Here is a 26016-nt window from a genome sequence, read left to right as displayed (position 1 = left end):
CCGTGGCTCAGTCGAGCGCGCCGATTTCGCGATAGTAGCGCTGGGCTCCCGGCGCCAGATCGATCGGCGTCTTCACCGCCGATTCCGGCGTGATCTGGTTGGCCGCCGGATGGATCGCCTGCAGTTCGCCGATATTCTCGAACAGCGCCTTGGTCATGGAATAGACCAGTTCCTCGTCGGTCTTCTCGTTGACGAAGAGGATGTTCCAGATGTCCATCGTCGGGATGTCCGCGGTCTGGCCTTCATAGGTCCCGGCCGGAATCACGCCCTCGATGTAATAGGGATATTTCTCGTGCGTGGCGGCAATGGCCGCCTCGTCCAGCGGCAGGATCTTGATCTCGGCCGCGGTGGCCAGATCGATCACCGTCGGCGTCGGGAAGCCAGCCAGCACGACGGACGCGTCGAGATTGCGATCCTTGAGGGCCTCGGTCGCCTCGGTGAAGTCGAGATATTCGCGCTGCACGTCGATGCCCGCCCCCTCGAACACCGCGTCGGCCATCACCCGGGTGGAGCCGCCCGGAGGGCCGACCGCGACGCGCTTTCCTTCCAGATCGGCGATGCTCTCCATGCCGGAATCGGTCCGCACGAGGATCTGGATGGTGCTCGGATAGAGCGCAGCGACCGCCTGCAGCGGCCAGGACTGCCGGAACGGCTCTTCCCCGTTCCTGGCGAAGAACACCGTGTTGGCGTTGCCGATCCCCAGCGTCATCTCGCCGGCGCCGACACGGCGGGAATTTTCGATCGAGGCGCCCGTGACCTCCGCCGCCGCCGACACGCCGTCGATGGTCTTGGAGAAGATGTCGGCCATGCCGCCGCCGAGCGGATAATACACCCCGCCCGTGGAGCCGGTTCCGATGGTGATGCGCTCCTGCGCGACGGCGGTGATCGGCGTGGCGGCAACGGCGACGATGCCGAGCGCGCCGATCAGACGCGTGAGCGTTCCTGTCGTGAATGCCATGCTTACCTCCCAGTATAATGGCGACAATTCCGATGCGGCGGCGTCGTCTTGCGCGCAACAGGATGCAAATGTATACCAGCGTTCAGGACAACTTCAACGAAAATCGCGACCGCCCATGGCTTCCGCCAGCTCCAACGCCCCCACCGTTCCGCCACGGCTGGTCCACGGCAAGCCGCTGTGCGCACCGCCGCTGAGCAGCGACCGGCGGCCCCGCGCCACGATCCCGGCAGGGGCGTGGGACAGCCATTGCCATCTCTTCGGCGCCCATGATCGCTATCTGCCGGCCGACACCGCAACCCACATGGCGCCCGAAGCGACCCTTGCGGACTATCGCGGGCTGCTCGACCGGCTCGGCCTTGCCAGGGGAGTCTTCGTCACCTCCACCGTCTACGGCACGGACAACCGCCTTCTGATCGAAGCGCTCGCGGATGCCAATGGCGATGGTGCCGGCGATGACTGGCTGCGCGGCATCGCGGTGATCGACTCCACTATATCGGATGCTGAGCTGGAGGCGATGCACCGGGCCGGCGTGCGTGGTTTCCGGATCAATCTCATGCAGCAGACCGGCGGCCCGCATTTTCGCGGTGGCGTCGGCCAGGAACACCTCTTCCCCCTCGCCGAGCGGGTGAAGCAGTTCGGCTGGCACGCCCAGCTCTGGGTGGATTCGGCCCTTTTGCCGGAATTGCGGAGCGAGCTGCGGCGGCTGCCGATCCCCTTCGTGATCGACCATTTCGGACGCACCCAGGCCTCCCGCGGCGCCAACGATCCGGGCTTTGCCCTCCTGTGCGACATGCTGGCGGCGGGCGAGGCCTATGCCAAGATCTCCGGCGCCTACCGGATCTCCAACCATGCGCCCGACTATCCGGACGTCGCGCCGATGGCCGCCCGCATCATCGCCGCCGCACCCGACCGGCTGGTCTGGGGCACCGACTGGCCGCATCCCAACCATGCCGGCATCATGCCCGACGACGCCGACCTTCTCGACGTCCTTGTCGGCTGGTGCGAGGGCGACGCGGCGGCGCTGCAGGCGATCCTCGTCGACACCCCTTCCCTCCTCTACGCCTGAGATGACATGACCGACGCCACCACGCGTTTCGACCTTGCCGAGTTGACCCCGCGCGAGCGCTACAAGCTCCTGTCGAGCGCCATCGTGCCGCGCCCGATCGCGCTGGTCGTGACGCGCTCGCCTCAGGGCCATCACAACGCCGCGCCCTATTCCTTCTTCAACGTCCTGTCGGAAGATCCGGCCATCGTCGCTCTCGGCCTGCAGGTGAACGCGGCCGGCGAGCACAAGGACACGGCCAACAACATCGCGCGGGAAAAGGAGTTCGTCATCAACCTCGTCGACGACGCCCTGGCCGACCGGATGAACATCTGTGCCGTCGACCTGCCGCCGGAGGAAAGCGAGATCGACGCGGCGGGCCTGACCATCGCCGCCTCGTCCATGGTCGGGCCGGGTCGGATCGTTGAAAGCCCGATCGCGCTCGAATGCCGCGAGGTGCAGACGCTGAAATTCTCGCCCCGCCGCAACATCGTTCTGGGCGAGGTGCTCTGCGTCCATGTGCGCCAGGGCCTCGTCGATCCGCAGACGCTGAATGTCGACATCGACAATTACGAGCCGCTCGGCCGCCTGTTCGCCAGCCTCTATTCGCGCCAGAGCACGCGGTTTTCCATGCCGCGCATGTCGCTGGAGGAATGGCGCGACCGGGCCGGAACCGACTGACCCCCCGCCCCGGACGCATTTGATGCCTCAGGCGGCGCGGCGATAGGCGTTGAGGCGGCCGGCCTTCATCACGCTGCCGGGCAGCGCATGGCCGACGACCTGTTCGGCAAGCCGCGCCGCTTCCGACAGGGCTTCCAGGTCGATCCCGGTCTCGATGCCCATCTCCTCGCAGAGAAACGCCAGATCCTCGCTGCAGACATTGCCGGCGGCCGCCTTGTGGCCGGCGAACGGACAGCCGCCGAGCCCGGCCACGGAGGCATCGAAGGTGTCGACGCCCATCTGCAGACCGGCAAAGGCGTTGGCGATGCCCATGCCGCGCGTGTCGTGGAGATGCAGCGCGACCTTCAGCTCCGGCCAGCGCTCGCGCACCGCGCCAACGACCCGCTGCACCGCGGCAGGCGTCGCCCAAGCCATGGTGTCGGCCAGCGAATAGGTCTTGATGGTGACGCCGCATTCCGCGGCGATCTCGAAGGTCTCGGCCATCACCGCAAGGACACGCGCGACCGGCACCTCGCCTTCGAAATTGCAGCCGAAGGCTGCCATCATCGAGGCCCGCTCGACGGTCAGGCCCGCCTCCAGATAGCGCGCCACCATCCGCGTCTGGACCCGGCGGTTCTCCGCAAAATCCCGGTTCTGGTTGCGCAGCATGAAGCTTTCCGACGCGACCATCGAGATCGAGCCCTTGAGATCGAGCTGGCCACGATGGGCCAGCGCCCGGTCGAAGCCCTTCTCGTTCAGCCACAGCGCGGTGTAGGCCGTACCCGGCGCGCGGGTGATGCCGGCGACCACGGCGTCCGCATCCGCCATGCCCGGCACCCGGGCCGGATTGACGAAGGACGCCACCTGGATCTGCGGCAGCCGCGCCTGCGACAGCGCATCGATCAGCGCGATCTTGTCGGCCGTCGCGATCGGTCCCTTCTCGAACTGAAAGCCCTCGCGCGGCCCTTCCTCGTTGATCCTCACGCATTTCGGATAGTCGGCCATGCTGGTCTCCCTGGTGTTGAACGGGCGTCGCGCCGAACGGCCCCAAGCCCGCACCGGCGCGAGCGCCCGACGCCATGCCGGCGGTACGGCGCCACGGCGCCGGTCGGGGTCAGTCGTCGGTGATGCCCGGCTCGTCCTCGTCGCTGGAGCGCGACAGATATTCCTGGCGCATGAGCTTGAGGCGGCTGCGCTGGGCGTTGCGGATGTGGATCTGCGCGGCTTCGTTCGCCGTCTTGGGATCGCGCCCCTTGATGGCCGCGAGGATGGCGAGGTGCTCGTTATGGGCGCTCTCGTCCCGCCCGGGCAGGCGCAGCGTTGTGCCGCCGAGCAGCGCCATGGAATCCCGCAGGCCGATCAGCGACCGCTTGAGAAAGCGATTATGAGCCGCATGGTAGATCGCCGAATGGATCAGCCGGTTGAGGTCGGCCATGGATTTGGACTGGCCGAAATGGTCGACCTCCGAGGCGATCAGCTCCTCCAGTTCCTCGATCTCCGCGACCGAGGCGTGACGGGCGGCAAAGCCAGCAGCCGCGCCCTCCAGAACCTCGCGAATGTCATAGAGCTCGATGGTTTCCTGGTGATCGAGCTTGGAGACCACGGCGCCGAATCGCGGGGTGAAGGAGATCAGTCCTTCCGCCTCGAGCCGGCGGATCGCCTCGCGGGCCGGCGTGCGGCTGAGGCCGAGACGCTCGGCGATCTCCAGTTCCCTGACCCGCGATCCGGGCGGCATCTCGCCGGCCTGGATGGCGGCTTTCAACTGCTGGTAAGCGGTCTCGCCGCGCGAGACATCCGATTTGCTCATGTCTGTCCATATCCGGTTGGAAACGGCACCCATTTCGAAATGCCGGGCGTGCGACCGGAACCATAGCACAGGCCCACCCGCCGGCGCCGCCCCCGCAGGTTCGCGATCACGACGCCAATCCGGACCGGCCCGTCCTCAGGCCTGCGATTGGCCGGCCACCGGCAGCAACGTGCGCTTGCGCTCGCCGGCCGGCGGGGCATTCACCGCGACGTCGCCATGGGCCAGCCGCTGTTCGTGGGCATGGCGCACGAGGGCCGTGAAGCGATAGATGCCGTGGACGAACTTGCCATAGGGAAATGTCAGGAACAGCGCGAAGACGACGCCGAGATGGACGGCGAGCAGGACGCCCATGGCCGGCGTGGCGCGAAAGACAAGCAGCGCCAGGCCGGTGACGCTGGTCAGGAGCAGCATCCACAGGAAGGCCGCGCCCATGCCCGTGCGGTCGTCGCGGCGGATGGCGACGTCGCGGCGCTCGCGCTGGCGAAACAGTCCGATCGGCCCGATGACGAGGCCGATCCCGCCGAGAACCCCGAGGATCACGGTCGGATGCCAGACCGGATAGGGCGCTTCCCAGCCGAAATAGTGGAACAGCGTGCCCGAGGAGGTCGAGGCGAAGCAGAGCAGGAAGCCGTAATAGGTGAAATGATGGTAGAGGCGCCGGCGATCGTTGGGCCGCTCGCTCTCGTCCATGCAGCCCATGCCGCCGCCGTCGAGATAGCGCAGCCGGCTGGTATCCTTGACTGCCTGCCACAGCGACGACAGGCGCAGGTCCTGCACCGGGCCGCTGGCCCTCCAGAAGGACCGCACGCCCATCCCGAGCGCCACCATGGCGTAGAGGAAGACGCCGCCGAAGATGGCGACCATGGTGTTGTGGGGCATCAGCCGGTAGAAGGCCCCCTCGCCGGTATGGACGCCGAACAGCACCGAGGCGTCCTGCCAGGCGGCAAAACCGATCAGGAAGGCGGCGACCGATCCCGCCGCGGCCAGGGCCACCCAGAGACCGTTGCGCTGAAAGACGCCGGAGAAGACCGGCGGCCAGGCGTAACGGGCATAGGTTTCGTCGCGGAGCTCGGCCATGGCGACCGGCACGTTGATGGCGAATTCGTGCGGCGGGGCGTACTGGCAATCGTAGTAGCAGGCCCCGCAATTGTGGCAGAGATTGGCGAGGAAATCGACGTCGCCGCCGGCGAAGTCGCGGCGCAGTTCCATGGCCGGAAACACCGCGCACAAGCCCTCGCAATAGCGGCAGGCATTGCACACGCTCATCTGGCGCGCGGCTTCCTCCTGCGAGGCCGAGGCGAGGGACGCCAGATCAATTCCGGACATAGCGAGCCGCTCCTTCTCCCGCCAGCCGCCCGAAGACGCTGCCGATGGTCATTCCGATTCCGGCCAGATAGCCCTCGCCCAGGACGTTTCCGGCCATGATCTCGCCGGCCGCGAACATGTTCGGCGAGACCGTGCCGTCCGCCATGACCATGCGGGCCTCGCGGTTCACCTTGACCCCGAGATAGGTGAAGGTGATGCCCGGCCGCAGCGTGTAGGCGTAGAAGGGCGGCTGATCGATGGTGCGGGCCCAGTGTGATTTCGGCGGCTCCAGCCCCTCGGTCCGGCAGTCGTCATGGATGGTGTGGTCGAAATGGCCGGGCTGGCAGGCGGCGTTGAAACGGTCGATCGTCGCACGCGTCCTGGCGGGATCGAGCCCCATCTTGGTCGCGAGCTCCTCCAGCGTATCGGCCCGCTCGGGCGGAAACACCGAGGGCATGAAAGAGCGGATCGACTTCTCGTCGATGATCACATAGCCGATCTGGTCGGGCTGGGCGGCGACCAGCCGGCCCCAGATCGCGTAGCGTTTCGGCCAGAAATCCTCGCCCTCGTCGTAGAAGCGCTCGGCATTGGCGTTGAGGACGACGCCGAAGGGCACGCAGTCGAGCCGGGTGACGATGCCGCCGTCGAATTTCGGCGCCCGCCCGTCGATGGCCACCGCGTGGCCCTGGGTCGGATCGCCGACCTGTTCGACGCCGCGGTCGAGCAGCATGCGCAGGATCTCGCCGCGATTGTAGGGCGTGCCGCGGATGAGGAAGTTCTTCGCCCCCGGGCCCCAGGCCTCGGTCAGCCATTCGATATTGGATTCGAAGCCGCCCGAGGCGGCGACGAAGGAGCGCGCCGCGACCTCTTCCATGCGCCCCTCGACCTCGAGCGTGGCGCCGACGAAGAAGCCGTTGTCGATCTCCATGTCGACGAGCCGCGTGTCGTAGCGGATCTGCACGCCCAGATCCTCGGCCGTGCGATAGAGCGCGTTCAGCATCGAGCGACCGCCGCCGAGGAAGAAGGCGTTGGTACGCCCCAGCGACAGGGTGCCGCCCAGCGAGGGCTGGAACCGCACCCCCTGCTCCCACATGAAGTCCCACAATTCCTTGGACCGCTCCAGGGTCAGGAGGGCGAGTTCCTCGTCGGTCCTTCCCTTGGTCACCCGCATCAGATCGTCGAGATACTCCTCGACCGGATAGGGACCGGTCAGGGTGCCGTTCGCCGCATCGTGGGCAACGCGCATGTTGCGCGTGTGCCGGGTGTTGCCGCCGCGATAGGATTTCGGCGCCCGCTCCACGACCATGACCCTTGCGCCCGTGCAGGCCGCGGAGATCGCGGCGCAGAGGGCGGCGTTGCCGCCTCCCGCAACGAGTACGTCGAGCTGGTCTCCCTCGCCTGCCATCGTCGACATCGGTCCCTTCGGATGAATTCAGATCGGGCATCCCCGGCCCGACTTATGTCAAAGTATCCACCGGGATACAAGCGTGCGAAACCTCATCGGACGGAACGCCGCACGCCGGCATCCGGCGCACGGAGCGCGCAGGAGGCCGTTCCGGAGCTTTGGTTGCGATGATGGAGAAGTGTGGCGGGGGATAACCACGGGTAGCATGCCCCTGGCCCGAACGCTGGTCAGCTATACGGTACCGCCGTAGGGCGAGCGCAAATGGTCGTGGGTATAGGACCCGGCGCCCCCAAGGCTGCCGGCTCGGCTTATGCCCCACAAAGCATTGACCCAGCGCATATCGCGCATTCGCGCTGCGCGGGGGATCTTCAACGAACGCGCCCGGCTCCGGCCGGGGTCCGTCGGGCGGCCAAACCCGCCGCCGGAAGTTGGAACCGGTTCGCCTAAGCGATGAACCGCTGGGTAGCGGATGTCGCTGACCGTGACGCCGCCAGCGTGGAAGGCCCGGTCGACGAAGCACCCGGGCCTTTTCGGTCAGGCCTGTTCGGTCTCGGCCAGCGGCGCCAGGGCGAATTTGGCGGCGGTGGCGTTGAGGTCCGCGACGACATTGTCCGGCAGGTCGATGCCCTCGGCGCTGTTGCTGCGCGCCCGCTCCATCTCGACCTCTCCGGGCATCTTGATCTCGGAGAAGCCTTCGGCGGTGGCGCTGTCCTTCAGTTCGAGGACGAGATCGCGCACCCGGGCCGCATAGCCGCTCGACGCATGAATGCGCGAGACGTCGATCAGCAGCATGAAATGGCCGATATCCTGCGGCGTCTCGAAATCGCTGTAGAGATTGCCGAGCGAGCCGGCGAAGCGGCCGCCCGACAGAACGCCGCACAGCACCTCGACCATGATCGCCAGGGCCGAACCCTTCGGGCCGGACAGCGGCAGGACGACGCCGCGTTCGGCCGCACGACCGTCGCAGGTCGGCTTGCCGTCGGCGTCGAGCGCCCAGCCTTCCGGGATCGCCTCGCCGCGCTTGGCCGCCTCGACCACCTTGCCGCGCGCGACCACCGAGGTCGCCATGTCCATCATGATCGGCGTGCCGCCGTCCACCGGCGTGCCAAAGGTCACCGGATTGGTGCCGATCACCGCCTGCCGGCCGCCGAAGACCGCCATGGAGGGCGGCGCGTTGGTCATGGCCAGCGCGATACAGCCGGCAGCCACCGCCTTTTCGACATAGAAGGAGCCGGAGCCATTGTGGTTGCTGCGGGCGACGGCGGCGACGCAGACGCCCTGCTCCTTCGCCGTGGCGATGGCCGCCTCGACCGCCGCATCGCTGACCACCGGCCCGGGCCCGTTGTCGCCATCGACCTGCAGGAAGGCCGGCGCCGGCCGCTCGAATCGGATGTCGGGCCTGGCGTTGACGGCGCCGGCGGCAATCCGCTCGGCATAGATCGGAATGCGCGTCAGCCCGTGCGAGCCGTGGCCGCGCAGATCGGCATGGATCAGGACGTCGGTGACCAGCGCCGCATGCTCCGGGCTCAGCCCGCTCGCCTCGAAGAGCGCGTTGGAGAACGGCCGGAGCGTCGCAAGGGAAAAGCGGGTCATCGGGTCGACCTTTCGTCGTCGGTGCCGTTCATCTGATCGTAGAGGAGCCCCAGGGCGGCGCTGTCGAGCTTGGCGAAGCCGCTGTTGCAGGCGGCGACCAGCAACTGATGGGCGAGGCCCGTCGCCGGCTGGGCGCGCCGGTAATGGGCGCCGACGGCCGCTGCGATGCTGAGATCCTTGCGCATCAGCTCGGCCCGGAAGCCGGGCTCCAGATTGCCCTCGATGTAGCGCAGGGCGTGCGCCTCGAGGACGCCGCTGCGCGCCGCGCCCGAGGACAGCACCTCGCGCATCACCTTCGGATCGACACCCGCCGCGCGGGCGAGCGCCACCGCCTCGAAGGCGCCCATCATGTTCACCGCGACCATCAGCTGATTGCAGGCCTTGACCGCCTGTCCGGCGCCGAGCGGGCCGACATGGTGGATGTTGGTGCCCATGGCGTCGAGAACCGGACGGGCGCGCGCGACATCGGCGTCGCTGCCGCCGCACATGATCGTCAGCTTGCCCTCGTCGGCGCCCTTGCGACCGCCGCTCACCGGCGCATCGACCAGGCCGGCGCCGACATTCGCCAGGGCGGCCCCCATCTCCTCGGCCTCGAAAGGGGCGATGGTCGAGCAGTCGACGAGCAGCCCGCCCTCCCACGACGCCGAGGCGAGGCCCTCGTCGCCGGACAGCGTCTGGCGTAGCGCCGCCGCATCCGGCACGCAGGTGACGATCAGCCTCGTGCGGCTCGCGATCGCGGCGGGGCTGTCGACGATCTCGGCCCCGAGCGCCCGGAAGGCGTCGGCCTTCTCGGCCGACGAGGTCGTCGCCACCAGCTGGAAGCCGGCTTTCAGGATGTTCTTCGCCATGCCGGCGCCCATCACGCCGAGCCCGATGAATCCGATGGTGTCCGTCATGGGGTCTGTGTCCTTTCGACTGGCTGCGCCCTGCCCTGCCGCCGGCTGCGGTGGGCGGCGAGGACGAACAGGGCAAGCGCCGCCACGCCGAGGGTCAGCGAGACGGGGTTGGTCAGGAACGGCTCGAACGATCCCTGGGACCGGGTGAGCGCCTGTCGCAGGGCCTGTTCGAAGGGCGGCGTGATGATGAAGGTGATGAGCAGCGGCGCGACGGGAATGTCGGTCCGGTTGAAGACGAAGCCGAGAATGCCCGCGCCCAGCATCACGTAGATGTCCATGACGTTGTTGCGGGTGACATAGCTGCCGGCGACGCACACCAGCGCGACGCAGGGCATCAGGTAGATCTTCGGGATGCGCAGCGTCATCGCCAGCGGCCGCACGGCGAAATAGCCGATCGCGACCATCAGGAGCGTGGCGAACAGCAGCGCGAAATAGATCGTGTAGACGATGTCCGGCGAGGTGATGAAGATCAGCGGTCCGGGCGTCACGCCCTGCAGGACGAGCGCCCCGAGCAGGATCGCGGTGACCGCGTCGCCCGGCACGCCCAGCGCCAGGGTCGGGATGAAGGTCGCGCCGACGACGGCATTGTTGGCGCTTTCCGAGACGGCGACGCCGCGCGGGTCGCCCTTGCCGAAGGTGTTGTCCTTGTTGAGCGAACGCTTGGCGTCGGCATAGGACATGAACGACGCGATCGTCGCGCCGATACCCGGCATGATGCCGATGGCCGAGCCGATCGCCGAGGCGCGGGTCATGGGCATGAGTATGCCCTTGAGCTCGCTCCAGCGCAGGCGGTTGGCCGCAAGGTCCTCGTCGCCGAGATCGAACTTGCGTTCGCCCTGGGAGAAGCGGCGTGTCGCCTCCTCGATGATTTCCGCCACGGCGAACAGGCCGACCAGCAGCGGCACATAGGTCAGCCCGTCCATCAGCGCCGTCGAGCCGAAGGTGAAACGCGGCGTGCCGACCATGGGATCGGTGCCGACGGTGGCCAGCAGCATGCCGATCGCGCCGGACAGCAGCCCCTTCATCAGCGAGTTGCCGGACAGGATGCCGATGATCAGGAAGGTGAAGAACAGCAGCGAGGCGATCTCCACCGGGCCGAAACGCAGGGCGAAATTCGCCAGTTGCGGGGCCAGCAGCACGAGCAGGACGATGCTGAAGATCGAGCCGAAGGCCGAGGCGATCAGCGAGATCCGCAGCGCCTTGGTCGCCAGCCCCTGCTGGGCCATGGGATAGCCGTCGAAGATGGTCGCCGCGGATGCCGGGGTGCCCGGCGCGTTGAGAAGGATCGCCGAGATCGAGCCGCCGAAGATGCCGGCGCCGTAAAGGCCGATCAGCGTCACCAGCGCCTGGTCCGTGGGCATGAAGATGGTCAGCGGCACGGCCAGCGCCACCGCGATATTGACCGAGAGGCCGGGAATGGCGCCGATGATCAGGCCCACCGCCACCGAGACGAACAGGGTGAGCAGGGTGACCGGCTCCATCAAGCCCCAGAAGGCCTGCAACAACGGGTCCATTGATACCCCTTCGGGTGGTTAGAACCACGCCCCGGACGGCAGCGGGATCAGGAAGAGCTTGCGCAGCACCTGGTCGACCAGCACCGGGACGGCGAGCGTCAGGATCAGGGCGATGAGCCAGCTGGCGGGGCGGCAGACGAGGAACACCGCCACCATGAACAGCACCGAGGCGGCCAGGAAGCCGATCGACGGCATGGCGAGGGCGTAGACCACCAGCATGACGGTGAAGACGAGGCCGGCGCCGAGCCCGCGGCCGAAGCGGCGGTCGCCATCGACCGCGGCCGGCCCGCTGGTGGCGAAGACGCCGACGCTCAGAAGCAGCGTCACCGCCCCGGCGAAGTTCGGCAGGGCCGTTGGCCCCACCGAGTAGAAATCGCCGGTGCCCATCGCCGCCGCGCTGGCTCCCACTTCCGGGACGAGGATCGCCAGGAAGTAGACCGAGGCCAGGCCGCAGACGATGGCGACAACCCGCGTGGCTGTCATTGCGCGGTCTTCGGGGTGTCGCCCATGGCGTTGGCGATGGAATCCGACATGTCGCGCATCGCCTTTTCGAAATCGGCGCCGCTGAGATAGCCCGGCGTGATGTTGCCGCGCTCGGCCAAGGTCTTGAAGGTTTCGGATTCGATCGCCTTGGTGAAGCGGTCCTGCAGATATTCGGCCACCTCGTCCGGAATGCCGGCCGGTGCGACGAGCCCCTTCATGTTCTCCAGATCGACGTCGTAGCCGAGTTCGGTCAGCGACGGCACGTCGGGCAGCTGCTCGGCCCGGTCCGAGGTCGTGGCGATGGCGTTGACATTGCCGGCCTCGACCTGTGCCGCGGCATCACCCGGCGTGATGATCGCCATGTCGACATGACCGCCGAGCAGGGCCGCAAGAGCCGGCGCGCCGCCCTGATAGGGCACGTGCTGGATCTGGATGCCGGCTTCCTTCTCGAACACCAGGAAGGCCGAATGCAGGATGCCGGCAGGACCGGAGGAGGCATAGGCCAGCTTGCCCGGATCGGCCTTGGCCGCCTCGACCACCGCCTCGACGCTGTCGAGTTCGCTGCCCTTCTTGGTGACGATCACCATGTGCTCGCGATTGACCCGCAGGATGCCGCGGAAATCGTCGAGGCTGTAGGAAATCTCGCGATGGTTGGGCACCGAGGTGCTCTCGCTGCCGCCGGCGACGAGCAGCGTGTAGCCGTCGGGCTCGGCCTTGGCGACGGTCTCAGCGGCCAGCGTGCCGGATGCGCCCGGACGGTTCACCACCACCAGCGGCACGGGGAAGAATTCCTGCGCGGCCGAGGCGATCAGGCGCGCCGTCTGGTCGGTGCCGCCGCCGGGCGCGAAGCCGACGATGATCTCGATCGGGCGCTCCGGCTTCCATTCGGCGCTGGCCGGCGACGCCACCGCGGCGGCGACGAGCCCCATGGTGACGGCAATCGTCTTGACGAATTTCATGATGTCCTCCCTCTTGTGTTGATTGGTCTTCCGACGGGCCGCCGCGGACGGCGCCCCGTCCCTCCTCACACGCCTTCGCAGCCCTTGGCCTTCAGAATCTCGTCCACCCAGGCGCGATCCCATCCGGCGCCCGCAATGGCCGCCTGGATGCCGGCTTCCTTCTCCTGCTGCGCCCGCGACGCCGCCAGCACGCTCTCCGCCTCCTCGCGGGGAATGCACACGACGCCGTCGAGATCGCCGATGACGATGTCGCCCGGCGCGATCACCATGCCGTCCAGCGCGATCGGCACGTTTACCTCGCCCGGGCCGTCCTTGTAGGGGCCGCGATGGCTGACGCCGGCGCCATAGACCGGATAGTCGTCGACCGCGATCACGTCCATGTCGCGCACCGCGCCGTTGACGACGAAGCCGACGACCCCGCGCGAGCGGGCATGGCTGATGATCAGTTCGCCGATCAGCGCGTTGGTGAGGTCGCCGCCCGCATCGACGACGATCACGTCGCCGGGCTGGGCGATGTCGGCCGCCTTGTGAATCATCAGATTGTCGCCGGGCCGGGTCTTCACGGTCAGCGCCGTGCCGGCCAGCGTGCCACCCTTGTGCATCGGACGCACCGACGGTCCGGCGGCGACCATGCGGTTCAGATTGTCGCTGATGATCGCCGACGGAATCTGCGCGAACGCCTCCACCAGCGATCGGTCACTGCGCACGTGCCCGTCCAGCACACGAAATCCTGCTGCCACTCCGGCCTCCCTGCCGCTCTTCATCACGGGGAGCTTGACCGAGGCCGGTCATTCCGTCCAATACATTGTTGGCACTTCAATGATAGCGACAGGGCATCACTGATGGTCGAGACGCGCCTGCTCCGGTCCTTTGTCTGCGTCGCCGAGGAGCTGCATTTCGGCCGCGCCGCCCGCCGCCTGCACATTGCCCAGCCGGCCCTGACCCGGCAGATCCAGCAGCTCGAGGAGCGGCTGCAGGCGACCTTGCTCAACCGCAACCAGCGCATCGTGACCCTCACCCCGGCCGGCCGGATGTTCCTGGAGCGCTCCTACCGGATCCTGGCGGATCTCGAGCAGGCGGCCAAGGAGGTGCGGCGGGTCGAGGCGGGGCAGGAAGGCCGCCTGTCCGTGGGGTTCATCCATTCCTCTACCTATGGCGTGACGCCGCTCGTCCTGCGCCGGTTCCGCCTGGCCTTTCCGCGGGTCGATCTCGAACTGTTCGAGATGACCATCCAGGAGCAGCTGGCGGCGCTGCGCGACGGCCAGATCGACGTCGGCATCCTGCGTCCGCCGATCTCGGATCCCAGCCTGCGCGCCCGGCCCTTGCGCGAGGAGCGCTTCGTGGTGGCCCTGCCCCACGACCATCGACTCGTCGCCACCGACCGGCTGCACCTGCGCGACCTCTCAGAGGACGGGTTCATTCTCTTCACCCAGCGCAAAAGCCCGCTCTTCTACGCCCGCATCATCGGCATGTGCGAAAAGGCCGGCTTCGTCCCGCGGGTCGAGCAATATGCCACCCAGATCCACACGATGATCGGCCTCGTCAGCGCCGGCATGGGCGCGGCGATCGTGCCGGAGGTCGCGCGCAGCCTGAACATTCCGGGCGTCGCTTACGTGGAGATCGCCGATACACCGCCCACGGTACAGGTCTGCCTCGGCTGGCGGGCCAGCGACACCTCCCCCATCCTCGCCGCCTTCTGCGATCACGCCGAAACCAGCGCCCGCCTCGCCGCCGAAACCACGGGTGGATGAAGAGCTTCAACGAGCCCTTGCGCTGAAAATTCGGGCGACAGAACCTGGCCGCCAGTAGTGGATGCCTTCGACAGCAATGTCCGTTGCCCACCGCGTACCCTTCCCCGGGGCCGCAATTGCACAAGATCAATCAGTTCATCTTTCAATAGCTCTGCAATCGCCGCTTTCCATGCCGCTATGGACTCTGCGAGCCGGCGCGTTGGCAAGGAGAGCGGCATATATTCGAGTCGCGATCGTCTCCGAATGACGCGCCAATGTATCCCTGACCTCTATCAAGCTTTTCGACCCGGAATACTACGCGTTTGTCGCAACGATCCGTATCGGAACCGAAGCGTGGCTTGGCGGGGCTACCGGGCGTTCTCTTGGGAAATTACTTCATGGACTCAAACGTGCATATGGATGTCCATAGACCGTGTAAGCAAGCCATGTCGGCTCGGCGTCGGCCTTCGCTTTTCGCCGCGCCTCCCGTGTGGCCGCGGCAACAGTCCTGCCACTCGCAAGGCTTTCGTAGAAGGTCCGCGCAAAGGACAGTGCCGTCTGGTCACCTACCGACCACAATGCGCCCACGAACAACCCGGCCCCCTTTTCGATAAAGGCCTTTGCCATGCCGCCAGACCCGGAAAAAGTGGCACCGGTATTGCCGGCCTGGCAGGCATTGAGAAAGACGATCGGCCGGGCGCCGGCTGGCCTGAACAGGTCGGCCCGCGCCTCAATGTTCTGGACAGTCAGCCGGCTTTCGATCTTCTCCCGTGTTTCTGGGTCGGTCGATGCGGAGAGGAGAAGGCCGGCGTTCCAGATGTTGTCCTGCCCGGCAGAACCGTGGCACGCGAAATGGTAAAGATCGACATCGCTTTCGGCCTTCATCTCAGCAAGTATCGAGCTTCTATTCGCTGCGATACTACGGCTGGCGAACAAACTAGCCATCATTGTACGCTCAAGCTCTGCGCCTTCAAGCCGGCCTGCTGGCGACGAGTAATCGGGTACGATGTGGCAGGCGTGGCCGGAGCGCACGCGGAGATTGGCCGGCGGGAAGCTGCTTGCGACCCAGCGCACCAGCCCCATTTCAGCGAGGAAACGGGTGCCTGCGCCGATACCTCTATCTTGTGGGTCGGAGACGTAGAGTAGTTCCCAAGGGATGAAAGGTTCCTCAGACACTACTTCGATCGATCCGATCTTGTCGCGATGCTCCCACACCAATCTGCGGATCTTCTCGGGTACAATGGCATTGTAGAGGTAGGACCCGTTGTCGGTGAGATCGTCAAAGAAATGGTTGTAATTAATTCCCGACCCCCAGGCTCCCTCCAGCTTCTGGAACAGCCCGTCGAGATAGGCAGTGCGCTGCTGTGACGAAATTGTTTGGCTGGCCTGGTCACGGAACTCGAGATCCTCCGATTCGATCAGGTAGGTGAGATCGCGTCCCCCATCGCCATCGGATGAATCGAGGATGCGCAACCGGACCAACGGAGGATCCTCCTGCGCAGTGTCGACGGCGGCCGCCGCCGTGATCTTGCCCGACGCAACGAATTCCGGCTGAAGTACGAACCGGGCGAGCCTTCTTCGCCCTTGCATGGCGTCCACCCAGATTTCCGCAGGGCCTGCCTGCTTGCCTTTAACTTCAAAGACGTAGACTTCCGGCTCGCCAGGCTTCGGTACGACGATTTCGGTGCGGCCATCACCGACCATGGAACAATTGGTGATCGGCTGTACAACGATGTTGATAGGGTCTGCAGTTGCAACCGTCTTCTTCGCTTGAGCGCCCGCCTTGCCTTCAGCGATTACGATCTCCTCGCGCGAGATGGTTACAGTCAATTCGGCCGGCTTCTCCAGCGGAACCGTGCGGTCCATCTCGGCGGCGAAGTTGCACTCCGCCTGCTCGGTCTCGGTTTCAGCAAACGTCTCCGATGCAGGCGTCCGCAAAGATCGGCGCCCATACCGACTCGGACCGCTGGTCCACCGGTTCATTCGCGCCCGCGCCGCAAATTCCACCCCCCCGTACACTTCCGCCTCCTCCAGAGGCGGCGCGGTTGACGCTTGCGCAGATGTCGCCGGAAACTCGTTGGCTTCGCTTGGCGGCGGCATCAGCGACGGGGTCACAGCAATTATATTGTCGGACTCGTCGTCAGTGACGATTTCGCCCGTTGGCGGGAACTCGAGCGGCTTGTTTTCTGAACGTCGCCGACGGGAGGCGACTTGACCTTCATGCAGGTCGAGCGCCTCAATCAGATCCATACCGGCATCAGCGCGACGCAACTTCTCTATTATGTCGCCCGCACGGAAGACGTAATCGCCATAGTGCAGTCGGCTGACTACGACCGTCTGCGAGAGGTCGATCCCCGCAATTTCCATCCTTCCGAGGGCTTCCTGCGCACGCATACCCGCGTCAATCACGATGGTCGGCTTCTCGGCCTCTGCGATCTCACCCGCATTGCGCTCGATCAGCCATTTCGACAATAGTTCACCAACATCGTTCTGCGCGAAATAGTTGGTATGGTAGATAATCGCGTTGCGATCCCAGAACAACTTGTCCTTCAAACGCGAAGTATCGACGCCAAACTTCGTCATTGCCGCGATGTCGACGACGAGATCGTTTTTTTGCTGCATCAACGTGTCGACGCCGAAATCGGCAAGTGCGCCCAGGAGTCTCTTCGAAAGCGCCGTCCGCTGGTCTGAATTGAAGAGCCGCGGTTCGAAATTGGAGCCCAACGCGAAATAGGAAATCTCTGCCGTATCGGCAGCACGTCCGGGATCGTTGAGTTCGGACACTAGCTGACTGGACGGAGCCATAGCCGCGATGCCCGGCACCATCTCCTCGGTGATGGCGGTGTCGACGATCGCCTGTACAAAGCCGCTTAGCGTCTTCAGGCTTTCAGATATGATCGTTCCGGAAGTACCGGCACCGAGATAGCTCAGCCCCTTGCCGGCCGCGACCGACAGATTGGTGAAGATGTCGAGAAGGGCCTTCCAGTTCTCGGGGTTAGCCAACGCCGTACCGCCATTGGTGCAGCCGACGAAGACTGCATTCCTCGGCGTCAGCGGCGACCCGACCTTGCGGAGCATTTTCTCCACAAGCACACGCGTGACCAAACCGCCACGTGAAAAGCCGATCATGTCGACGGTACTCTCGGGGGCAATGGACAGCCCGGCAAGCGCTTCCATAATCGCGGCGGCATTTTCCTGCGGGGACTCGCTCAGCGTCCGATGGTCGAAGGCGATAACGGCGTCATAATGCACAAAGGCCGAGCCGAGGAACGCCCGACCGCCCTCAGTCGCGGACAGTGCGCCGAAGCTGCCGACGGTGCTCGAAAACGTGCCGTGGATCATCAACAGTATGCGCGCCGGCTCGCCGACCGGAAGGCTGACCTGCGGCGGCCTGTCACCGACCCGCCAGTCATTGATATTGTAGTCGCGTATTACGATCAGTCCGGGCCTGACATTACGCTCCAACGAACGCTCGGCCACGCCGATAGTCCTGCGCGCCGCGAACTTGACAACAATTGCACGGATCGGATCCGTGATCTTGCCGGCGAACCAGTCGCCCAACCCGCGGCGACTTCGCATTTCGCCGCCATCCTCTGCGCTGGCGACGTCGATCGTGAAGACCAGCGTCTTGCCGGGCGCCTCGCCGCCCCTTCGGCGAACTGGGACCTCACGCGGCAACTTCCAAGCATAAACGCCGTCGCTCTCCAGAAGCAGCGCCGCGGACTCGTCATCGCCGACCTCGATCTCGACTTTGGTATCTTTTGGCTCCGGCGCGGTACTCCTGCGAGGGCGTCCGCTCGGCGCGTCTGGTGCTTCCACTGGAACGATGTCGAAATCGTCCGCGATCGTTACCGCATCGTCACCTTCCAGCGCATCAAGTAGCGCATCGGTCGCTTCCGGATCGGCCTGCGCCTCGATATCGAAAGCCGAGCGCCGACCTCGGCGCATGCCGCCCGGGCCTTCGAACGCTTTGCTTACGACCGTCACGTCGGAGGCATGGATGACGCGGGTGTTTTCGTTGATGACGGTTTCGACCATGGCAGCCTTCCTCCCTCCGTATCAGCGGCCGCCTGCCTGCCTACGTCTCATACCCTTTCGGCAGATCTGACGACGCACTGCTCCATAAACTGACCGTTGCACCTTATTTACTGTTCCATTTTTCCAACTTTCCGAGAAATCCCCAAGCAGCCACACCCAGGAAAAGCGGCATAAAGATACTGCTCGTTCCGGCGAGAGCGGGAATTGAGGCTGCAATATCGCCCAGAACTCCATTACTGGACGAACTTCCGAGGACCCCGGTGAGCACGGATCCGATAATGCCGATGGTGCTCTTGTAGCCGTTGAGGAATTTGCCGACCGGTTTACCGAGGGCGCTATTCACCGGCCCGATGTCCGGCTTACCGTCGCCCGCTTCCTCGCCAAGCAGCCTGCGTGACAGCCGCGCCAAGAGGAGTGTTTTCAAGTCCGAGGATTCGTAAACATGTTGATCGAAGGGAGCGTCCGGCCGCAAGATTTTAAGGAGATCGTTCGTATCTAGCGGCTTTTCCGAAGCGAGCAATTGAAGCAGGGTCAAAAGGGCGGAATCTCTAGTTGCATCCGAACCAGTGAGCGGACCTTCGGTCATGTTCCTGTCCTTCATCAGCAGGGACAATAAAGCTGGGATCAGAGCGGATGGCGTATCAGCCGCCGTGCGGTCGCTTGCCAATCCGGATTGTGGGATGACGACCGGACTGGCGACAGGCGGAGGCACTGCCATGCCGGAAGGATCGAACGAAATACCTAGCGCATCGGCTGTCTCAGGGCCGACCTCGCCATCGACCACCAGCCCCATGGCCTCTTGGAAAGCGATAACGGCCGCTTCGGTGTTGGCACCAAACTCCCCGTCGATGAGCCCGGGATCATAGCCCCGTTCGTTCAGCGCCGACTGGATCCGACGGACGATGACGGACGCCATGTTGGTCTCGCCAATGCGATAGATGGAAGTGGGTCCCGAGAGATCGAGACCGTCGATCCGGGCATAGCTCAACCCAGGGATAAGCACGCCTGTGTGCCATGTTCGGCCGTGAACCGTGTCGGCGACGACCCCCGCCCTCTTGCTCTTTGCCTCAATCGTGCCGCCCGCGCCGTCGCAGAGCGCAATATGCCCCATACTGCCAGGCCTTGGAGGATAGCGCAGTAAGATGCCACCGACTGTGCTCGCCGCCTCCTCTACAGAAACTTTTATTCCCTTGGACAGCACGTCAGCAGAGCATTTCAAAGTGGATTGCTTACAGACTTATCGGAAATGGCGCTTTATGTCGAAGGAGTAGACAGGGATAAAATCTCTGACCTGACCACAAACATCATTCGAGGCCTTCTGGTAGAATATACGCAAGAACAATGCGAAATATATGGCATTGAGACAAGGGACTACAATGGGCCATCCCTTTGGGATGTTGATCGTTGTAATTGGGTTTCTCGTAAGGTTCAGCTGCCCTACATCGATAATGATGCGGTTCTCCTCGTGCCAAAATATATAGTTCGGAGGCGTCTGTCGCTCGACAGTCAAGAATTTTACAATAAGCAAATTACTGATTTCTTGGTCGCCGAAAATCTTCGAGCAAACAGATCTTTAGTTCAGACAATCAAAGGGAAGAAAAAAGTATTCAAGTGGGACGTGCGCGACCAAAATCCCAAGTCAAAGACGTTCATCGCACAGATGGTAATAGACCAACCGGAAATCCTGGAACTCTATAAGGAGATAGCGCGTAAACAGAAGGCACTTATTACACTAGATGATGGAAATGGGCCGAATATAACGTCGGTATGTCAGATGCTTGCATCCCGCTTTGCCTCGGTTCGCCCGGGGCGTACGCATGCTGAAGAATATCATAAGCTCGTTCTGGGATCACTGAAGGCGCTATTCTACCCGCACCTCATTCAACCGCGCAAGGAATGGGAAATTCACGGAGGGCGTAAGCGTATTGATATCGTTTACACGAATGCAGCCGACACCGGCTTCTTTTCACAACGGCGGAATGATCAAAACATCAACGCAAACGTCGTAATCGTTGAGTGCAAGAATTATACTGACGACATTTCGAATAACGAAATCGATCGACTCTTAGGACGATTCGACAACAATCGTGGGAAACTCGGAATCCTTACATGTCGTTCGGTCTCTGATGCCGAGCGATTGCATGAGCGATGCAAAGACGCCTCCTCTCGTTCTCAGGGTTACGTAATAGTTCTCACTGATGTAGATCTGATTCGCATGCTCAAAGCCAAATCGCAGCTTAATGATAGCATGCCGGAGGCAGTGCTTCACAACAAATTCAGGGAGCTCCTCGAATAAGCCTCACATTTGGACTCCTATTTACTATTGTTTCCGCCACAGCTCACATTCTGCCGGCGGGATTGATCTCCTCGGCGTAAACATTCAAGCTGTGGGACCGACGAAATTAGCGGGCTGAGCGTCTCCAAATCACCCTATCGTGGACTTTCGTGCGCGATCGTTCCCTGCCGTGTCCCGGGCCCAGCAGCCGTTACGAGCTGCTCAACGGGGTCGTACACCCGATCGGCCCGCTCCAGAAGACTAACCACGTTGCACACTATCGGGGATTGCTTTCGCGGCGACTGGCCGCTCCTATGGTGCGAAGCCGGTATAAAGGTCGAACAAGGTGCAGGGCGAGGAAAACGATTGACTTTGTGGATAATTCCTGCCGCCCTGTTTGCTGCGCTTCTCTGGCTCGGGTGGGTGCTTCAATTCGTTATAATGGATGCCCTGCACATCCACTGGGATATTGGCAATGCCGGAGCCTGGGGCGACACATTCGGTGCGCTCAACGCGCTATTTACCGCCACAGCCTCTATTGGTGTCTTATGGACATTGGCGCTTCAGCGGCGGCAGCTGCGAGATCAGAGCTTAGAAATGCAGGCGCAACGGGCTCACCTTAACGCATCAGAGAGAAGCCACAACGTCCAACGGTTCGAACGGACGTTCTTCGAACTTCTCCACCTCCTACGCCAAGAGCGCGAGGGACTACATTTTCGCTACAGTGATGCCTATATCGACGCGTTGGCTAGGCGGAAGCGGCGAGTGTCTTCCGAACCTCACTCAGGCGCACTTGCGGTACGGGCTGCACTTCGCGAGGCTCGCTATTGGCTCGGAATCGAACGACGTGTTCACCCATTAACGCGGCAGAGGGCGGCCCACGTTTATGCGCTCCGTATCCATGGAAGATATGAAGGCAGCCTTGGACCCTACTTCCGGTTAATCTATACACTCCTCCGTAATATCAAAGAGGACGAATGGATGACCGAAGAGGAGCGTATCCGCTATGCACGCCTATTGCGGAGCCAACTTACCAGCCACGAAGCAGGCCTAGTCGGAGTGAACGCCCTCGCAAACTTTTCCAAAGATCTTTCCGATTTGGTGACAGAGTATCGGCTCTTGAAGTACGCGTCTGCCGGTACGAAAGGCCTGTTACAGAATTACTATGATGCATCGGCCTTTCGCTCCCGTGGCAGCACTTAGCAGGAGGCTGTTTTAAGCTCTGTTTCCCACGCTCATCTTACGCGTTGAGTTGTAAAGACTCAAGTTGCAAAATGTCTTTGTATCTCGTGTATTCACGAATGGTTTTCTTAGGATCGGAACGCACAACTGACGGAGCACGCCGTCCGTCCCGCTTGCAAATCCATTGCGTTGGTTCGGAATACCACCGCAGCTTCATGTCTGGGAGGAAGTCGATAAATTCAATTGTGCTCTCTTCTTCTAGCGTAGGCGTAATGCATATGTATCTTCCTTCAAATAACATAACAGAATGAAGAATGTAGACGCCTTCGCTAATCATCCACCAACCCGTAACATGCCTAGCATTCTCATCCGTTCCAGCCATCTTCATGCAATTTGCGTGGCATTCTTGGTGGGCCATCGACCCTATGTAAAACATCCGATGCGGCCAACGCAGAGCCTTGTGCTTTGGAAGCCGAGCGATCTCTCGCGAGATCTGCGCCTCCCGGCTACATATCGGCTTTAGAAATTTTTCGCATTCGGCCAGTTCAAGCGGGATCCGTAGATTGCGCCCAATAGTATACGTAGTATTCCGTTCGATCATTTCCATACTCGCTTAATTGTCGACCGTCGTGCTCGGTTTCGACTAGAATCGCAAAGGGGAGCGGGCGAGCAATGGACTCGCCCGCACTGAGGTTCTTCAGTGACGATATGGCTCAGAGAACGCATCTTTTATTGTTAGACTGAGCCCGACAAATCCGCGCTGCCCTAAACGTTTATCGCGGCTGAACCCCATCGCCGCGATGCGCTCAGACAAGCCCCGCTTTTTATACTCGCGTGCGCCGTTATCTTCAGCCCATTCTGTGTAGTGTGTGTAGAGGTCTTGGATCGTCACCCAGGCTGCCACTTCTGCGATGCAGCACTCCTCAAACCATTGTCCGACATCATCTTCATCTGCAGCATAATATTTGGTCGCCTCGCTAATACAGGTCGGAATCTTCAGCCCCTCCTGATAATACGCGACCGCACCATCGATCATCCACTGAAGGATGCCGCCGTACTCCCGTCTGAGCTTGTCTGGCAGAGCCACATCAGGTGTCTTCGGGCGAAAAGTGGAGTTGAGAAAGAGCATCCGGCGCAAGAACGCCTGATCGGGTGTCTGAATGACCGGCCGATGATTTCCTGCCAAAACCAGCTTGAATTGAGGATCGAACTGGAAATTATCCTGGTACATAAAGCGTGCTGTCTGCGTATCCCCGCTGGTAAGGCTTGTAAGGCGTTGCTGGCTCCACATACCGTCTGCAGGGACCTCGCTCATGGTTACCATGCGCGCACCGACAAGCTCAGCGACTTCCGTTGTGTGGCGGCTCTCAGCTCCTTTCATCAGGATCGAAGAGTTCGACATCCAAGCGTAGGATCCGAGGATTTCCCGCACTGCATTGAGCAGCACGGACTTTCCGTTCCCTCCAGGGCCACAGAGGAACAGGAGCTTGTGCTCCCGCGTCTCTCCGGTGAGGCACAACCCGAAGAAGCGCTGAAGGAACGACTCGAGTTCGCTGTCACCCTGCGTGTAGTCGTTCACAAACGCCTCAAACACTGGGATTTCCATTCCCGATGGCGCGACGCTGGTGCGCCTCGTCATCATGCGTTCTGGGGTGTGCAGCTCCTTCTTCCCAGTCTTCAGGTCAATAACGACGGTTGGGGTATTCAGCAGATGCCGATCGCGGTCGAAATCGAACGACGAGACGTGATTTGCGCTTACATAGGCTGCCATCCGCAAAACCGCGGCTTGGCCGCTCGGGCTTGAGTAGCGCGACGCTAGCCGGTAGTGGGCGTCGGTCCAATTGCCTTTCTCGTCCTTGGGTGGACCGTACTCTTCAATGATCGAAACTAGGTTCTCGCGCAGGAATGTCTGTAAATCATTTTCAACCTGCGCCTTGGTCACGTGTTCCCAGATTCCGGCTTCGTAAACCATCCAGCGCTTTGAGGAGCTGTCGAAGCGGAATCTGCTTTTGTGTTCCTGCATAAAGAGATGCTGGAGGTGATCATCAGTCACGATCTTCAACGGGACAGAGTGCCCCATATGATAAATTGGTGAAATCGCGGCCTGAGGCACAGCATGCTCTGATCCGGTCATCATTTGAACAATATTCGTCATTTTTCAAGAATCCTTTTGCATCTGAGTGAAGCGGAGTGCTTCGGTAATTTGCCTATCGAGATATGTATCTCCTAGGTATATGTCATGGACATCTCCTCTGTTGCTCGTGTTCTGCGGGGGTATCCTCAGCCGAAGAGCCGCTTTTACTTCGTCGGGGCGTGATCCGCCCCTGCTGAAATAACTCAACAGCAGCCGCCAGATATGATTGAAAATGCTGTTCGCGCTTGATATCGGCGAGAATGGGTGGCCAACCGGCAAATTGATCGCCTCCCTGCGAAGGCGAGATGCGACCGGTGTAGTTGCTTTTCGGCGGACGGGGGGGCGACCTGAACCGAGGGAGTTTGGTGCCAACTGTAGGAGGCGGTGCTTGGAGGTTGACCGCGCCCGGTACGGAGGCGAAATGCTTCAGGACAAGCTCCGTCCGGATCGCGAATGGGTCATCCATTCCAATGAAGACGGGACGTGCGGTAATGTGTGGTTGGACCGGGTTGTAGAGGGCCGGATCGATCAAGCCGCCCAACGATTTCGCCCAGCCTCTCAGTTGGATGCTCGTCCGGGGCTCGTCGAGCCAGAACCAAAGGTGCAATTTTATTACATCTTGTGTCGTGACGCCGGCCGATGATGAAAGTTGCCAGACGTAAGACACGTCTGAGAAATGGTCGCGTGGCAGCTGCGACACGGCATATTCAGCGAGGTCTACAGGGCACTCGTAGGACAAGCCTGGCGGCATCGAGAGATCATCGATGTCGACGCAGATCCACGAGCGAGCGGTGTCCTCGAAAGAGGGTGCGTTGCCCTCACGCCCATGTATCAACCGGCGCACACGCTTTCCCGGCGTAAGCGGATTTCCACGCAGCACCGTCATCTTCGGATACTGTTCGGCCCACTTTAGAAAATGGCTGAGGTCGATGATGTCTGCGATGAAGTAGCGTACGGGCCGGCCTTTATATGCGGATTTGTAGCCAAGTGACCGGACCGCGCTACCTTCAACCCGCTCGAAGGTCTTCACTTGAAGTGTCTTGCGTTGGGAAAAAGCGATAATTTCGTTTTCGGTCGCGAGCGGATGGTTGCCTTCGCAAACGTCAACGACGCGTGTCGGCTCATAACTCGATACGCGGAAGTCTTGAGGATGATGATGCTGCTTCATTTTTCGTTTCCTTGTGTATTTCAGACATAGCTTCGCCGTTCGCCCCCAGCAGGACGTTCTTCAGACCGGTAGTATTGTCTGGATGCTTTTACCCTGCTTATCGCCGCGCGAGACGTACGGACGGACGGACGCAAAGCTCTAAAAAACTTCATGAGCTGCTGTAGTAGGCAACGATACTATATTTTCTACACTTCTATTCGCATCAGTACGCCCATGTGTCTATATGGTTGATATTGTTGATGAATTCTCCATCGAACCTTTGGGCGCAGAGACGGAGCCGTCCACGCAGGCAGGCGAAAAGGTATAAGTGTCCGTAGCGATGTTGAGTATATTCCCAGACGACGCGATGCCCGCCGGAAATATATCTACTTTTATATTCACATCTAATGGATTAGATGTTGCCTCTCCCTGCCGGGGCGTGGCCAACTGTTTACCAGTCCGCACAAGAAAGCGTGGGGCGAGCGGCCGGGTGTTTCAGCTCGCCGGGCGCTGTACGGAAGCCTACTTAGGGCGCTCTTTTCTCGGCCCGGTTAGACGGTGGTGGATTCCAGCGCGAAACGCAACATGCTCATGAGAAGCGGATTCGGACGTCCTTGCCAAGTTCCTGGAGGAGGCACTGGAAAGGGGTGATGAAGCCGAGGCATTTGCGCGGCGTGGTGTTGAGGCTGACAATGGCGTCCTGGAGATCGGCTTCGGACAGGGTGTCGAGATCGAGCCATCTGGGCAGCCATCGTCGCAATCGTCCGTTGGCGTTTTCGACGCCTCCCTTCTGCCAGGAAGCGTAGGCGTCGCAGAACCAGGTCGACATGCCGAACAGGTCGTCGAGCAGGCGGTGGCGGGCGAAGGCGGTGTCGTTATCAAACGTCA

At 62.4% G+C, this 26016-nt stretch carries 21 protein-coding genes; 5 read left to right on the top strand and 16 right to left on the bottom strand.

The window, feature by feature from the left end; genetic code table 11:
- Window positions 1–7 precede the first annotated feature (7 nt).
- Window positions 8–958: a TAXI family TRAP transporter solute-binding subunit gene (locus H536_RS0119815; RefSeq protein ID WP_024352102.1), complete on the bottom strand. Its 951-nt coding sequence runs from the start codon at window positions 956–958 to the stop codon at window positions 8–10.
- 115 nt (window positions 959–1073) lie between these two features.
- On the opposite strand from H536_RS0119815, the gene H536_RS0119810 reads away from it, so the two are divergent.
- Together H536_RS0119810 and H536_RS0119805 are read left to right on the top strand one after the other, a co-directional pair.
- A complete protein-coding gene (locus H536_RS0119810) occupies window positions 1074–2024 on the top strand; it encodes an amidohydrolase family protein (RefSeq protein WP_024352101.1) in 951 nt (316 codons plus the stop codon).
- Window positions 2025–2030: 6 nt separating this feature from the next.
- Entirely contained in the window at window positions 2031–2681 is a 651-nt protein-coding gene (locus H536_RS0119805; protein ID WP_024352100.1) for a flavin reductase family protein, read from the top strand.
- Window positions 2682–2708: 27 nt separating this feature from the next.
- On the opposite strand, the gene H536_RS0119800 is transcribed toward H536_RS0119805, so the two are convergent.
- The 10 genes from H536_RS0119800 to H536_RS0119755 form a co-directional block, all read right to left on the bottom strand.
- Entirely contained in the window at window positions 2709–3665 is a 957-nt protein-coding gene (locus tag H536_RS0119800) for a hydroxymethylglutaryl-CoA lyase (protein WP_029703737.1), read from the bottom strand.
- A 109-nt stretch (window positions 3666–3774) separates the two neighbouring features.
- A complete protein-coding gene (locus H536_RS0119795) occupies window positions 3775–4467 on the bottom strand; it encodes a GntR family transcriptional regulator (RefSeq protein ID WP_051141661.1) in 693 nt (230 codons plus the stop codon).
- A 135-nt stretch (window positions 4468–4602) separates the two neighbouring features.
- Window positions 4603–5793, bottom strand: a complete 1191-nt coding sequence (tcuB, locus tag H536_RS0119790; protein ID WP_024352098.1) for a tricarballylate utilization 4Fe-4S protein TcuB — start codon at window positions 5791–5793, stop codon at window positions 4603–4605.
- Window positions 5780–7177: an FAD-dependent tricarballylate dehydrogenase TcuA gene (gene tcuA / locus H536_RS0119785; RefSeq protein ID WP_024352097.1), complete on the bottom strand. Its 1398-nt coding sequence runs from the start codon at window positions 7175–7177 to the stop codon at window positions 5780–5782. Before tcuA ends, tcuB begins: the two co-directional genes overlap by 14 nt.
- Window positions 7178–7711: 534 nt before the next feature.
- Window positions 7712–8770 (bottom strand): Ldh family oxidoreductase, encoded by a 1059-nt coding sequence (locus H536_RS0119780; protein WP_024352096.1) that lies wholly within the window; start codon window positions 8768–8770, stop codon window positions 7712–7714.
- Entirely contained in the window at window positions 8767–9666 is a 900-nt protein-coding gene (locus tag H536_RS0119775; RefSeq protein ID WP_024352095.1) for an NAD(P)-dependent oxidoreductase, read from the bottom strand. The genes H536_RS0119780 and H536_RS0119775 overlap by 4 nt, the downstream gene beginning before the upstream one ends.
- Window positions 9663–11168, bottom strand: a complete 1506-nt coding sequence (locus H536_RS0119770; protein ID WP_244877523.1) for a tripartite tricarboxylate transporter permease — start codon at window positions 11166–11168, stop codon at window positions 9663–9665. The genes H536_RS0119775 and H536_RS0119770 overlap by 4 nt, the downstream gene beginning before the upstream one ends.
- Window positions 11169–11198: 30 nt before the next feature.
- Window positions 11199–11663, bottom strand: coding sequence for a tripartite tricarboxylate transporter TctB family protein (locus H536_RS0119765; protein ID WP_024352093.1), 465 nt, complete (start codon window positions 11661–11663; stop codon window positions 11199–11201).
- The gene (locus tag H536_RS0119760) at window positions 11660–12622 is read right to left on the bottom strand and encodes a Bug family tripartite tricarboxylate transporter substrate binding protein (protein ID WP_024352092.1); all 963 of its coding nucleotides are present in this window, start codon (window positions 12620–12622) and stop codon (window positions 11660–11662) included. The genes H536_RS0119765 and H536_RS0119760 overlap by 4 nt, the downstream gene beginning before the upstream one ends.
- Window positions 12623–12687: 65 nt before the next feature.
- Window positions 12688–13362 carry an RraA family protein gene (locus tag H536_RS0119755; RefSeq protein ID WP_024352091.1) on the bottom strand — a complete coding sequence of 225 codons (675 nt, stop codon included), beginning with the start codon at window positions 13360–13362 and terminating at the stop codon, window positions 12688–12690.
- A gap of 102 nt (window positions 13363–13464) precedes the next feature.
- Here H536_RS0119755 and H536_RS0119750 point away from each other — a divergent pair, with 102 nt between their 5' ends.
- Window positions 13465–14373 (top strand): LysR family transcriptional regulator, encoded by a 909-nt coding sequence (locus H536_RS0119750; protein WP_024352090.1) that lies wholly within the window; start codon window positions 13465–13467, stop codon window positions 14371–14373.
- Between the two features lie 375 nt (window positions 14374–14748).
- On the opposite strand, the gene H536_RS0119745 is transcribed toward H536_RS0119750, so the two are convergent.
- Window positions 14749–18390 carry a DUF7379 domain-containing protein gene (locus H536_RS0119745; protein WP_024352089.1) on the bottom strand — a complete coding sequence of 1214 codons (3642 nt, stop codon included), beginning with the start codon at window positions 18388–18390 and terminating at the stop codon, window positions 14749–14751.
- A 103-nt stretch (window positions 18391–18493) separates the two neighbouring features.
- Window positions 18494–19501 carry a peptidoglycan-binding domain-containing protein gene (locus H536_RS0119740; RefSeq protein WP_024352088.1) on the bottom strand — a complete coding sequence of 336 codons (1008 nt, stop codon included), beginning with the start codon at window positions 19499–19501 and terminating at the stop codon, window positions 18494–18496.
- 135 nt (window positions 19502–19636) lie between these two features.
- Here H536_RS0119740 and H536_RS24575 point away from each other — a divergent pair, with 135 nt between their 5' ends.
- Together H536_RS24575 and H536_RS25520 are read left to right on the top strand one after the other, a co-directional pair.
- The gene (locus tag H536_RS24575) at window positions 19637–20686 is read left to right on the top strand and encodes a hypothetical protein (protein ID WP_155898570.1); all 1050 of its coding nucleotides are present in this window, start codon (window positions 19637–19639) and stop codon (window positions 20684–20686) included.
- A 420-nt stretch (window positions 20687–21106) separates the two neighbouring features.
- Window positions 21107–21868 carry a putative phage abortive infection protein gene (locus H536_RS25520; protein ID WP_373279297.1) on the top strand — a complete coding sequence of 254 codons (762 nt, stop codon included), beginning with the start codon at window positions 21107–21109 and terminating at the stop codon, window positions 21866–21868.
- Window positions 21869–22544: 676 nt separating this feature from the next.
- Here the strand turns inward: H536_RS25520 and H536_RS22855 are convergent.
- From H536_RS22855 to H536_RS24810, 3 genes are all read right to left on the bottom strand, one after another.
- Window positions 22545–24002 carry a phage/plasmid primase, P4 family gene (locus H536_RS22855; protein ID WP_060577001.1) on the bottom strand — a complete coding sequence of 486 codons (1458 nt, stop codon included), beginning with the start codon at window positions 24000–24002 and terminating at the stop codon, window positions 22545–22547.
- An 82-nt stretch (window positions 24003–24084) separates the two neighbouring features.
- Window positions 24085–25149: a hypothetical protein gene (locus H536_RS24570; protein ID WP_155898568.1), complete on the bottom strand. Its 1065-nt coding sequence runs from the start codon at window positions 25147–25149 to the stop codon at window positions 24085–24087.
- Between the two features lie 568 nt (window positions 25150–25717).
- Window positions 25718–26016 (bottom strand): hypothetical protein (locus tag H536_RS24810; protein WP_024352086.1); only part of this gene is annotated, 299 nt, incomplete at its 5' end.

Origin of the sequence: Aurantimonas coralicida DSM 14790 (assembly GCF_000421645.1) — a bacterium.
Lineage (GTDB): Bacteria > Pseudomonadota > Alphaproteobacteria > Rhizobiales > Rhizobiaceae > Aurantimonas > Aurantimonas coralicida.
Note: the sequence above shows the minus strand (reverse complement) of the source record. Positions and strands in the feature narration are given on the sequence as shown.